This window comes from Aliishimia ponticola, assembly GCF_004803475.1.
GTDB lineage: Bacteria > Pseudomonadota > Alphaproteobacteria > Rhodobacterales > Rhodobacteraceae > Aliishimia > Aliishimia ponticola.
On record NZ_SRKY01000002.1, the window covers coordinates 785652 to 798217 of the forward strand.

A 12566-nucleotide genomic window follows, 5' to 3' on the forward strand; every position below is an offset into this window, starting at 1 on the left:
GGACGCGCCGCGCTGCTTTGGAGGTTACGCCTCGACCACGACCTTGCCGATGGCGTTTCCGCTTGCCAGCCGGTCATAGGCTGCGCCGACCTCTGTGAGCGAGAAGTGTGGCGCGTCGACGACCGGTTTCAAGGCACCACTATCGGCCAGCGCCGCCAATTCGGCCAAGATCGCCCCGTGGGTTTCGCGGCCCGCGTCATGGAGCATCGGGATCAGCATGAAGACGACATGCAGCGATGCGCCCTTGAGGTGGGCCGGAGACAGGTCCAATTCCGCCAGCGCCAAGGTGGTCGCCACGTGGCCATTCAGCGCGACGGCCTCGAAGGAGTTCGTCAGATTGGCGGCCCCGACCGTATCGAGAACTGCATCGAACCCTGCGCCGCCGGTATGTTTGGCGACATAATCCGCGACGGTTTCGGTTTTGAAGTCAATTGGTTCCGCGCCAAGCTCGCGCACGACGGAAAGGCGCTGCTCACCCGTGTCCGTGGCGAAGACCTCGGCCCCCAGTGACCGCGCCAGCTGCACGCCGATATGGCCCACACCGCCGGAGCCGCCATGGACAAGTACCTTTTGACCTTTGCTGACACCGGCGCGTTTCAGGCCCTCATAGGCGGTGATCCCAACCAAGGGGATGGCCGCGGCTTCGCGCATCGACAGGGATGTCGGCTTTTTCGCGATCAGGCGGACATCGGCGGGCATGTATTCGGCAAGCGCGCCCTGAAGGTCCGCAAGCCCACCGGCGCAGCCATATACCTCGTCCCCCACGGCGAAACCTGTGACGCCTTCACCGACCTCTGCGATCGTGCCCGCGAAATCCATGCCCAGAACCGCCGGAAGGCTGGGTGCAAAGCCCAGATCGGTGCCCATGTTGCGCAGCATCATGTCGATGGTATTTACGCTTGTGGCCTCGACGCGGACGATAACCTGACCGGCCTGCGCGGCAGGCTGGGGCAGGTCGATCTGTGCGAAGGGGGCGTCGGGTCCATATTCGGAAAGTGCCATGGTTTTCATCTGGTATTCCTTTCGGTGCCTTGAGTTTCCGTCAATCTAACAAGATCGGGAATTTGAATAATCGGTCGATATCGGAGTTCAGTATTCCGATTTTCGGTGTAATCGTGTTTGCCGTGCCGCTATGCGCGACGCTGCTCCGGGGCCATGCCGTTGTTGAGGCACGGCCCCTTGGGGGGCGGATCAGACGATCTCTTGAACCTGCATCACCAAGTCATTCCAGTTGCGCTGGTTTTCGATGTCATGTTCCAGCCCTTGCTCATCGGCCAGCGCGAAGCGTTTGATGGCGGGGGTTTTGCTTGTCGCCTGATACAGCCAATAGGCCTCGGCCTTCAGCGCGGCGTCGATTGGCTTGTCGATGGATTCATAGACCATCTGTTTGCAGGCATTGATCGAATCCGCGGGAAATTTGGAAATACGCTGCGCAAGCGCATCGACGTAAGGCCCGATTTCGTCCGGTTCCAGCGCCTTGTTGATCGTGCCCATCCGTTCCGCATCATCTGCATCGTAGTCCTGCGCGCTCAGAATGATCTCCAGCGCCCGGCCCAGACCGGTCTGGCGCGCCATGCGCGACGCACCGCCGCCGCAGGGAAGAATTCCCATCCCGACTTCCATCTGCATGAACTTGTACTTGCCGCGCGCCGCGAACCGCATGTCAAGCGCCAGCGCCAGTTCGTGACCGCCGCCGCGGGCGAAGCCTTCGAGCTTGGCGATGGTCGCCTGCGGCACTTTGCTGATGCGTTCGCAGACCGCTTGCAGATCAAGCAGCTTGGCATCATCGCGCGAGACCGCTTCGATCGACATGTCCTTGAGCAATTCGGTATCGTAGTGGCAGACCCAGATTTCCGGATGGGCCGATTGGAAGACAACGACCTTCACGCTGCGATCACGTTCAAGCCGCATCGCCAGGCTATTGAGGTCGGCGAGCATTTCCTGCCCCTGGACATTGACCGCCCCGAAATCGAATGTGACCGTTGCGATGGCGTCTTTGACGTCGACGCTGAATGTCGTGAAATTCTCGTATTTCATGGTTCTCTCCGTGTTGAGCCTTGGATCTGCGCCAAGGCGGTGTTGGGTGGCAGGAGGCTGTGGCATCCCTGTCATCGGAGCGTGACTAAGTTTAGGATCGGAGAAAACTGCGAAAATTTCGCTTCAGAATTCGGATTTTCGGTATAATGCGGACTGCGGTATCCGGGGTGCATGTCCGTGGCGCGGCACTGCCAGCCTGTCGCCGGTTTTTGTGCAACGGCCCCTCGACGGCGCCCCTTTGTGCGATTTAATGACCAAGCGCGATGCCGCAATCGAAGGGATAGGCAAATGGGTGAGACGCTGAAGGCGGTGGACGGCGTGGCGGACGGGCTTGCCCTTGAGGCCGACGCGTTCGGCGGGCAGGGTGCCACCGTGTGTCTTTGGTCGGCGCGGCGCCGCGCGCTTGTGTGCCCTGCGAACCTGCGGCGCAAGCCCGGTTTCGACGCGGCCCGGCAACAGGCTGCCGCGCGCGGCTGGCCCGTGTATCTGCGCCCCACCGGCGGCGGCGCGGTGCCGCAAGGGCCGGGGGTCTTGAACCTTGCCCTTGCGTTCAATGCGGGCAGAACCTTCACGATCGAGGACGGGTATCGCCTGCTGACACAGATCATACGGGACGCGATCCCGGCAGACTGGACCACCGGCGCTACGCCCAACAGTTTTTGCGACGGCGCCTGGAACCTTGCCTTGTCGGGGCGCAAAGTGGTCGGGACCGCGCAGCGGTTGCGCCCGATTGGGGGCGGGCGTCGCCGCGTTCTGGCCCATGCGATGATCATGACGGATGGCGACGTTGCGACCGGCGCGGCGGCGGTTGGGGCGTTTCACCATGACCTGGGACTTGGACCGATTGAGGCCGGCGTCCACACAACGCTGAGCGAGATGCTTCCCGCGTTGGCAGAGCAGATGTCTGGCGTGGCTGCGTCGCTTGAAGACGCCGCGCTACGTGAAATTATGCGTGCCACCGCTGACGAAGCGAGCGCGCCAAGCTGAAAACCGCCGTGCAAAACGCGGATTGCGGTCATCTTGTCCGAACCGCACGGGGGGAGTAGGTGTGGGCCATGTCGACGCCGTATGCATGTCCACGCTACAGCTTCAGGGCAACAGCCTTGGGCGACCCGGACGCGGTCACGAATGATTGGCCGGGGCAAAGTCGCGGCCACTCTTGCGCCGCCGACCGCGATGATCTGAACGCCATTGCCCGCATTTCCAGAGGCACCCCTCGATGCTGAACCTGCTTACTGATCGCACCTATCGGAACCTCTTTGCCGCGCAGGTCATTGCGCTGCTTGGAACCGGGCTGGCAACCGTGGCGCTTGGGCTTTTGGCCTATGATCTGGCGGGCGAGGGGGCGGCGATGGTTCTGGGAACCGTCTTTACCATCAAGATGATCGCCTATGTCGGGGTCGCGCCGATTGCTGGTGCCTTTGCGGATCGCGTGAATCGCCGTGCCTTGCTCGTCAGCCTCGATCTTGTGCGGGCCGGGGCGGCGCTGTGCCTGCCATTCGTCACGGAAGTCTGGCAGGTTTATGTGCTGATCTTTTTGCTGCAGTCGGCCTCTGCCGGATTTACCCCGACCTTTCAGGCGACCATTCCCGATGTTCTGCCCGATGAGGCGCGCTACACCCGTGCGCTGTCGCTGTCGCGGCTGGCCTATGATCTGGAGAACATCGTCAGCCCGACCCTTGCGGCGCTGCTGCTGGCTGTGATGAGCTATAATGCCCTGTTTTTCGGAACGGTCGCAGGGTTCGCCGCGTCGGCCTTGCTGGTCTTTTCGGTAATTTTGCCAAGCCCCAAGGCAACCGAGCCGCGCGGCATCTATGATCGCACGACGCGCGGCATCCGCATCTATCTGGCCACCCCCCGGCTGCGCGGCCTCTTGGCGCTGAACCTCGCGGCGGCGGCGGCCGGTGCGATGGTGCTTGTCAATTCCGTGGTGCTGGTGCGCAGCGCGCTCGGCCTGCCTGAAAGCGCGCTGGCCTGGACGATGTTCGCGTTCGGCGCAGGATCGATGCTTGCGGCGCTTACCCTGCCGCGGCTGCTCGATCATATCGCTGACAGGCCGGTGATGCTGGCGGGCGGGGCCCTTATGGTGGCGTCGCTGTTGGGGTTTGCCGGGGTGATCCTCGCCTTGGGACTAAGTTGGCCCGTCCTGCTTGGCGCATGGGGGCTGGTCGGTTTGGGCTATGCGGCGGTTCTGACGCCTTCGGGGCGGCTTTTGCGCCGCTCCGCCCATCCGGAGGACCGCCCTGCGGTCTTTGCCGCACAATTCGCCCTGAGCCATGCGTGTTGGCTGTGTACCTATCCGTTGTCGGGGTGGCTTTTGACCCGGTTCGGCCCGGTCGTTGCGATGGTCGCGCTGGCGGCGCTGGGCGCGGCAGGGATCGCGCTTGCCCTGCGCCTGTGGCCCGCAGAGGAGGCCGAAAGCGTGCTGCATACGCATAGCAATCTGCCACTCGACCATCCGCACCTGAACGGACAGCGGCAACACTCCCACGCTCTGGTCATCGACGACCTGCATCCGAAATGGGGCTCTCAGTTTTAAGCGTCGCGGGAAATGATGCTTTGCAAGTACAACAAGGTGAAAGCCGTTTGCAGCGACATTTCCAAGAAGTGGGAAAATGTGGCGTCGCCCTCCGGCGCTGTGTGCTAGGCCGGTTTGTCAAATTAACGATTGCCTAAAGATGCGCGCCAAAAGGGCCGGTTGCATGTCTGGCGTCAATTCCAGGCGCGAAAAGAAGCTGGGGCGCGAACTGGCCGGGGTGGGGCGTGAAGGCGACCTGCCGTACTCGTGAAACTTGGGCGCGACAGACACGGTAGGGGAATTGCAGCCGTCCCGCCGACCTGAGTTTGTCGGACGACCTTGCCGGCAGCGTCGGCGATCCGGTGTTCGACGTCGAAGGCGCAACGGGCGGCGTCACCCGCCCCGGCTGGTGGGCCAGGGCGAAGGCTGATGTCAAAGAATACCGGGCAGGTTCAGGCCATTTTCGCGGGCGCAGTCCAATGCATCCTCGTACCCCGCATCGGCGTGGCGCATCACGCCTGTAGCCGGATCGTTCCACAGAACGCGCGCGATGCGGCGGTCGGCGTCCTCGGACCCATCACAGCAGATCACCATGCCGGAATGCTGCGAAAAGCCCATGCCGACGCCGCCTCCGTGATGCAGCGATACCCAAGTCGCGCCCGAGGCGGTGTTCAGCAGCGCGTTGAGGAGCGGCCAGTCCGACACCGCGTCCGATCCGTCTTTCATCGCTTCGGTCTCGCGGTTGGGCGATGCGACGGAGCCGGAATCAAGGTGGTCCCGGCCAATCACGATGGGCGCGCTCAACTCGCCATTGCGTACCATTTCATTGAAGGCGAGGCCCAGCTTGTGGCGCACGCCAAGGCCGACCCAGCAAATCCGTGCGGGCAGTCCTTGGAACGAAATCCGCTCGCGCGCCATGTCCAGCCAGTTGTGCAGGTGACTGTCGTCGGACAGGATTTCCTTCACCTTGGCGTCGGTCTTGTAGATGTCCTGCGGGTCGCCCGAGAGCGCCGCCCAACGGAACGGACCGATACCACGGCAGAAGAGCGGGCGGATGTAGGCGGGCACGAAGCCGGGGAAGTCGAACGCATCCTCCAGCCCTTCTTCCAGCGCCATCTGGCGGATATTGTTGCCATAATCGACCGTAGGAATGCCAGCCGCGTGGAAATCGACCATCGCCTTGACCTGCACTTTCATGCTGGCGCGGGCGGCCTTTTCGACCTCTTTCGGCGCGCTTTCGCGTTTCTCCCGCCACTCAGCCATCGTCCAGCCCTGCGGCAGATAGCCGTTGACCGGATCATGCGCAGAGGTCTGGTCAGTCACGATATCGGGGCGCACGCCGCGCTTGACCAGTTCGGGGAAGATGTCAGCCGCATTGCCCAGCAGGCCCACGGATTTCGCTTCGCCTGCAGCGGTCCAGCGTTCGATCATCTCAAGCGCTTGGTCCAGCGTTTCGGCTTTTTCGTCGACATATTTCGTGCGCAGACGGAAATCGATGCTGTCGGGGTTGCACTCAACCGCGAGGCAGCACGCCCCGGCCATCACTGCGGCCAAGGGCTGCGCACCGCCCATGCCGCCAAGACCGCCGGTCAGGATCCACTTGCCTTTGAGGTCGCCGCCGTAATGCTGGCGCCCCGCCTCGACAAAGGTCTCATAGGTGCCCTGCACGATGCCTTGGCTGCCGATATAGATCCACGACCCGGCAGTCATCTGGCCGTACATCGCCAGACCCTTCTTATCGAGTTCGTTGAAGTGGTCCCAGGTCGCCCAATGCGGCACAAGGTTGGAATTGGCGATCAGCACGCGCGGCGCGTCCTTGTGGGTCTGAAACACGCCCACCGGTTTGCCGGACTGGACCATCAGCGTCTGGTCGTCTTCCAGATCACGCAGCGCGGCGACAATCATGTCAAAGTCTTTCCACGTCCGCGCGGCACGGCCAATGCCGCCATAGACCACCAGCTCATGCGGGTTTTCGGCCACATCGGGGTGCAGGTTGTTCATCAGCATCCGCAAAGGCGCTTCGGTCAGCCAGCTTTTCGCCGTCAGGTCGGTGCCGGTGGCGGGAAAGATGTCGCGGGTGTTCTTTCGCGGATCGCTCATGTCGTGCCTTTCACTGTCGGGGCCAAAGAGGCCAGTGTTGTCAAAATGGAGGTGAGATGCGCGCGCAGGCGCTCGGCCTTGTCGTCGTCCATGCGCCACGGTGCGGCCTCTGTCTCAAGGTAGGTGCTTTGCGCCAGTTCCATCTGGATCGCATGCAGCCCCTCGGCCGGGCGGCCGTAATGGCGCGTGGTCCAGCCGCCCTTGAAGCGGCCATTGGTCACGGATGTATAGCCATCGGCGGCGGCGCAAATCTCCTGTACGGCGGCTTCGATCGCTGGCGCGCAGGTGGTGCCCAGATTGGTGCCAATGTTGAAGTCGGGCAGGGTGCCGTCAAACAGGAACGGGATGTGCGACCGGATCGAATGGCAATCGTAAAGGATCGCGATGCCGTGCAGGTCGCGCACCCGTTCCAGCTCTGCCTGCAAAGCGGCGTGATAGGGCGCGTGGAAGGTTTCGCGCCGCGCCTCGATATCGGCCTCGCTCGGCGGAGTGGTCCAGATATCCTGCCCGTCGAAATCGGTCAGCGGCACCAGCCCGGTGGTGTTCTGGCCGGGATAAAGCGATTGGCCCGACGGATCACGATTGGCATCGATAACATAGCGGTGGAAGGTCGCGCGCACGGTCGTCGCACCGGGCAGAAGCCCCTCATACAGCGAGTGAATGTGCCAGTCGGTATCACCAAGGCCACGGCCCCGTTCGTTCAGCTGTGCACGGATGTTATCCGGAACATGGGTGCCGGTATGCGGCAGGCCCAGCACGATGGGGCTGTTGCCCTGATGGATTTCTACCGGTGTCATGGCGCGATCTCCGGCATGTCGATGCCGGCTGCGGCAATGATGTCCCCGTTGGAGATCATCACAGCCGCGCGTTCCAGATCGGGGGCGAGATACCGGTCCTCGCCCAGCGTGGCCACATCCTGCCGCACCCGCGCGACGACAGCTTTCAATGCGTCGCTGGTCGCCAGCGGCGCTCGGAAATCGATCCCCTGCGCGGCGCAAAGCAGCTCAACTCCCAGGATGCGGTCGAGGTTGTCTATCATCGGGCCCAGCCTGCGCGCGCCATGGGCGGCCATGCTGACGTGGTCCTCTTGGTTGGCGGATGTCGGTGTGCTGTCGGTCACGCAGGGGGTGGCCAGATGCTTGTTCTCGCTCATCAGCGCGGCGGTGGTGACTTCGGCGATCATGTAACCGGAGTTCAGCCCCGGATTCGGCGTCAGGAAGGGCGGCAGGTTGAAGCTGAGCACCGGATCGACGATCAGCGCCACTCGGCGTTGCGCAATCGCGCCGATCTCGGCAATCGCCAGCGCGATCATGTCTGCGGCAAAGCCGACCGGCTCTGCGTGGAAGTTGCCGCCAGAGACGATCACATCCGCATCGATCAGCACCAATGGGTTATCGGTGGCGGCGTTCGCCTCGATCTCCAGCGTGCGGGCGGCCATGCGCAGCACGTCCATCGCGGCACCTGTCACCTGCGGCTGGCAGCGGATGCAATAGGGGTCCTGAACGCGCGCGTCATCCACGATATGGCTGTCTCGAATCTCGGACCCGGCGAGAAGCGCGCGCATGGTCTCGCCCGCTTCGATCTGGCCGCGATGTCCGCGCAGGGTGTGGATCTCGGGTTGCAGTGGCGCGGTGGACCCCATGATGGCGTCGGTGGACAGGGCCGATGTGACCAAGGCCGAATGCGCCCCGCGCCATGCGCCGAAGAGGCCAGCGAGGGCAAACGCGGTCGAAAACTGCGTGCCATTGATCAGGGCCAGCCCTTCCTTGGGGCCAAGCGCGACCGCTGTCAGGCCCGCCGCTTCCAGCGCTTTGCCGCCGGGCAGGACTTGGCCGTCGAACTCCGCCTCGCCATGGCCCATCATGACAGCCGCCATATGTGCCAGCGGGGCCAGATCGCCGGATGCCCCGACAGAGCCTTGCGCGGGGATGACCGGCGTCACGCCTTTGTCCAGCATTCCTTCCAGCAACTGTACGATCTCAAGCCTCACGCCGGACGCGCCGCGCCCGAGGCTGAGCAGTTTGAGCGCCATCAGAAGGCGGGCATGGCGGCGCGGGATCGCAGGGCCGACGCCGCAGCAATGCGACAGGATCAGATTGCGTTGCAGCGTCGCCGTGTCCTTGGACGCGATTTTGACGGAGGCGAGTTTGCCAAATCCGGTATTCACGCCATAGACCGCATCGGTTCCGGCAACGGCCTTGGCGATGCGCGAATGTGCAAGTTCGATTGCGGGATGGCAGGCCGGGTCAAGGCGCACCGAGGCTTCTTCCCAATAGATCGTTGCCAGATCATCCAGCGTGACGGCACCGGGGGTCAACGTCAGGGTGGTCATACGGCACCTCCGAAGATGCGGGTGTGAAGCGGGTTGAAACCGATGCGATAGGCAAGTTCGGCAGGGTGTTCGATGTCCCAGACCGCGAGATCGGCGCGCATCCCGGCAGCAATGGTTCCCCGATCGGTCAGGCCAAGCGCTTGGGCCGCGTTCCGGGTCACGCCGCGCAGCGCCTCTTCGGGTGTCAGACGGAACAGGGTGCATCCCATATTCAGCGTCAAAAGCAGCGAATTGAGCGGCGAGGAACCCGGATTGATATCCGTGGCCAGTGCCATCGGCACGCCATGTTTGCGCAACGCATCGATAGGCGGTGCCTGCGTTTCGCGCAGGGTATAAAACGCGCCGGGCAAAAGGACCGCAACGGTACCCGCCGCAGCCAACGCCTTGACGCCAGCCTCGTCCAGATACTCGATGTGATCTGCAGACAGGGCACCATAGCTTGCGGCCAGTCGTGCGCCCCCAAGGTTGGAGAGTTGTTCGGCATGCAGTTTCACCGGCAGCCCCAGTTCCCTTGCCGCGTCGAACACGCGGGCGATCTGGGCGGGCTGGAATGCGATGCCTTCGCAGAACCCGTCGACCGCATCGACCAGCCCTTCGGCATGGGCGGCGCGCAGGGCGGGGATGCAGATTTCGTCGATATAGGCATCGTCGCGCCCGGCATATTCGGCCGGGGTCGCATGGGCGCCAAGAAAGGTGGTTTTCACCCGGATGGCGCGGTGCTTCCCCATGGCGCGGGCAACGCGCAACATGCGCAGCTCGGTTTCGATATCAAGGCCATAGCCTGATTTGACCTCGATGGTCGTGACCCCTTCGGCGATCAGCGCGTCGACCCGGCGCAAGGCGTCTGCCAGCAGGTCGGCTTCGCTTGCGTCGCGCGTCGCAGAGACGGTCGAAACGATGCCGCCACCCGCGCGGGCGACGTCTTCGTAGCCCGCGCCGTTCAACCGCATCTCGAATTCCGCGGCGCGGTTGCCGCCATGGACGATATGCGTGTGGCAATCGATCAGGCCGGGGGTGACAAGCCGGCCACCCAGACTGGTGCGGTCCAAGTCGTGCAGGGGCGCGGGAAGCTCTGCGGCGGGTCCGACCCATTCGATGACACCGTCCACAACCGCGATGGCCGCATCGGGAACCAACCCGTAGGCCGCCTGCGAGTCCTGCATCGTTGCGGCGGTCATATCCACGAATAGCGTGTTTTTCCCGGTCATCTGTGTCACCAATCGTCCGCTTTTCACTTTTCTAGTACGTATATTTGTGTTTTATGTCCACACATAATACGAAAGGGTGCCCGATGATTTTTGCTGCGTATGCCAAGCTGCCCTCCGGCTGGGCGACGAATGTTCGCCTGTCGCTGGCGGATGGTCGGATCACAGCCATTGAGACGGATCAAGCGCCGCAGCCGTCCGACACACGCGTCGATACCCTGTTGCCCGCGCTTGCGAACCTGCACAGCCACAGCTTTCAGCGCGCGATGGCAGGCATGACTGAATATCGCATGGCCGGGAAGGATAGCTTCTGGACATGGCGCGATTTGATGTACCGTTTCACCGCCACACTAACACCCGAACAGATCGAAGCTATCGCCGCTTTCGTCTTTCTTGAAATGCAGGAAGCCGGTTACGCCAGCGTCGGGGAGTTTCACTACCTGCATCATCAACCCGGCGGTGCGCCCTATGACGATCTGGGTGAGCTTTCGGTGCGGATCATGGCGGCGGCGGCGCGGACGGGTATCGGGCTGACGCATTTGCCGGTGCTGTATACCTATGGCGGGGCAGGGCGGCAGCCGCTGCAAGTCGGGCAGGCTCGGTTCGGCAATGGGGTGGACCGCTTCCTTGAACTTGTTGGGCGCGCAAAGGCTGCGGTCGCGGACCTGCCTGCGGATTGCCGGGTCGGCATCGCACCGCATTCGCTGCGGGCAACCTCGCCCGATGATTTAAGGGCCGTCCTTGCGGCGCGTGCCTCTGGCCCGGTGCATATTCACATCGCGGAACAGCCCAAAGAGGTCGCTGAGATCACGGCGTGGCACGGCGCGCGCCCGGTGGAGTGGCTTTTGTCCAATGCGGATGTGTCGCCGGACTGGTGCCTGATCCACGCGACCCACATGACGGTACAGGAAACCGCTGACATGGCCCGGTCCGGTGTGGTTGCAGGTTTGTGCCCGGTGACAGAAGCGAACCTTGGCGACGGTTCCTTTAATGGGCCGGACTATTTGGCGGCGGGCGGTGCCTTTGGCGTCGGATCGGATTCAAACGTGTTGATCTCGCTGACCGAAGAGTTGCGCACGCTCGAATACTCTCAGCGTCTGCGCGATATCGCGCGCAACGTCATGGTGGTCGGCGAAGGATCGGTCGGGGATACCCTCTATTCAGGCGCGGCCAAGGGCGGCGCTCTGGCGTTGGGGCGCGGCGCGGGGGAAATCGCGGTGGGCGAGCTGGCGGACCTGATGGCGATCGACAGCAACGCGCCGTCGCTTTGCGCCCTGCGCCGGGATCAGGTTTTGGACGGGCTGGTATTCGCGGCCAAAGACGATGTCGTCACCGATGTCTGGTCCGCCGGACGCCATGCGGTTCAATCGGGAAAACACATCGAACGGGATGAAATCGTTTCGAATTATCGCATTGCAATGCGCGACTTGATCGGGTCGCTTTGATCCGGGCAGGTCATGCTGATGTCCAGAACCGCGTCACGGCAATTGCGCCGCCTGTTCACGCCATCATGGTGCGCGAGAATATCTTTCGGGGCATGCTGCAATCGTTCCCGAAATCCCTGACGCCGGACGAACCCATGTGTCAGGGGGCTGTTTTCAGTATCTCTCGTGTCTCGTCAGAGATCGGTGCCAGAATTATCCCGGCCATTGTATCTGCAAGGTTGGATCGGGCGGAGGGTTGCCCCCAGAGGTTCTTCCACACGTCCTGGTCTTTGGCCGCCGCCTCCATGGAGGCACCTGCGGAAAGCCCGAACATGAGTGTAAGCATCATTCGCTGTCGCAAGATCTCAGGCGGCATCTCAGGTGCCAGATTTCGGATGGCAGCAAAACAGCGCCTCGTCCCCCGGTCTTGGCCTGCGGTCGCTTCAAACAACAGCTCGCGGCGGCTGATCATGACCGATGTGAAAAACCGCAGACCATAGGTTTGTTCCTTGGGTGACAGGTCGCTGCTTTCAGGCAGAGTGGGGATCATGATCTCTGTCACATCACGGACCGAATGCGGCCCCCCCTTGGCCTCAAGAGCGTCCAGTCGTTGATTATTGCCAGCATCAAGGATTTTACCCACGTCTTGAACCAGTTCGCGGATCAGGGCGTCGCGGGAAGAAAAGTGATAGGTGATCGAACCGTTTGTCTTTTGTCCTGCCGCAAGCTGGATGTCTCGGATCGATACGTTTTCGACGCCGTTCTCAGCAAACAGCTTCAGCGCGGCCTCTTTCAAACGATTGCGTGTCCGCTCACCTTTTCTAAGATTGCCACTTTCATCCATGTGCTTGCCTCTTGAGCGGTCTGTGCTGGTAGAAATATCAACAAAGCGCGGCCGAGAAAAAGGGTTGGCGGGCTATTTCGCGTCGAACCGGCGCGCAGCAGGGCGT

Annotated in this window: 10 protein-coding genes; 3 read left to right on the plus strand and 7 right to left on the minus strand. The window is 62.6% G+C overall.

Going from position 1 to position 12566, the window contains the following annotated elements:
• Window positions 1–24 precede the first annotated feature (24 nt).
• Both E4Z66_RS10155 and E4Z66_RS10160 read right to left on the minus strand, forming a co-directional pair.
• Complete coding sequence (locus tag E4Z66_RS10155; RefSeq protein ID WP_136462873.1) at window positions 25–1011, minus strand: zinc-dependent alcohol dehydrogenase family protein; 987 nt, start codon at window positions 1009–1011, stop codon at window positions 25–27.
• A 180-nt stretch (window positions 1012–1191) separates the two neighbouring features.
• Complete coding sequence (locus tag E4Z66_RS10160) at window positions 1192–2037, minus strand: enoyl-CoA hydratase/isomerase family protein (RefSeq protein WP_136462874.1); 846 nt, start codon at window positions 2035–2037, stop codon at window positions 1192–1194.
• A gap of 288 nt (window positions 2038–2325) precedes the next feature.
• Here E4Z66_RS10160 and E4Z66_RS10165 point away from each other — a divergent pair, with 288 nt between their 5' ends.
• A complete protein-coding gene (locus E4Z66_RS10165; protein ID WP_136462875.1) occupies window positions 2326–3024 on the plus strand; it encodes a lipoyl protein ligase domain-containing protein in 699 nt (232 codons plus the stop codon).
• Between the two features lie 232 nt (window positions 3025–3256).
• Window positions 3257–4576, plus strand: a complete 1320-nt coding sequence (locus E4Z66_RS10170) for an MFS transporter (RefSeq protein ID WP_136462876.1) — start codon at window positions 3257–3259, stop codon at window positions 4574–4576.
• Window positions 4577–4987: 411 nt separating this feature from the next.
• On the opposite strand, the gene hutU is transcribed toward E4Z66_RS10170, so the two are convergent.
• From hutU to hutI, 4 genes are read right to left on the minus strand one after another with little or no spacing between them, the layout of a single operon-like run.
• Window positions 4988–6655, minus strand: coding sequence for a urocanate hydratase (gene hutU, locus E4Z66_RS10175; protein ID WP_136462877.1), 1668 nt, complete (start codon window positions 6653–6655; stop codon window positions 4988–4990).
• On the minus strand, window positions 6652–7452 hold the full coding sequence (gene hutG / locus E4Z66_RS10180) for an N-formylglutamate deformylase (protein ID WP_136462878.1): 801 nt from the start codon (window positions 7450–7452) through the stop codon (window positions 6652–6654). The genes hutU and hutG overlap by 4 nt, the downstream gene beginning before the upstream one ends.
• Window positions 7449–8987 carry a histidine ammonia-lyase gene (gene hutH / locus E4Z66_RS10185; protein WP_136462879.1) on the minus strand — a complete coding sequence of 513 codons (1539 nt, stop codon included), beginning with the start codon at window positions 8985–8987 and terminating at the stop codon, window positions 7449–7451. Before hutH ends, hutG begins: the two co-directional genes overlap by 4 nt.
• A complete protein-coding gene (gene hutI, locus E4Z66_RS10190) occupies window positions 8984–10195 on the minus strand; it encodes an imidazolonepropionase (protein ID WP_136462880.1) in 1212 nt (403 codons plus the stop codon). The genes hutH and hutI overlap by 4 nt, the downstream gene beginning before the upstream one ends.
• Window positions 10196–10278: 83 nt before the next feature.
• Here hutI and E4Z66_RS10195 point away from each other — a divergent pair, with 83 nt between their 5' ends.
• A complete protein-coding gene (locus E4Z66_RS10195; RefSeq protein WP_136462881.1) occupies window positions 10279–11637 on the plus strand; it encodes a formimidoylglutamate deiminase in 1359 nt (452 codons plus the stop codon).
• Between the two features lie 139 nt (window positions 11638–11776).
• Here the strand turns inward: E4Z66_RS10195 and E4Z66_RS10200 are convergent, their stop codons facing one another.
• Entirely contained in the window at window positions 11777–12460 is a 684-nt protein-coding gene (locus E4Z66_RS10200) for a TetR/AcrR family transcriptional regulator (protein WP_136462882.1), read from the minus strand.
• Between the last annotated feature and the right edge of the window lie 106 nt (window positions 12461–12566).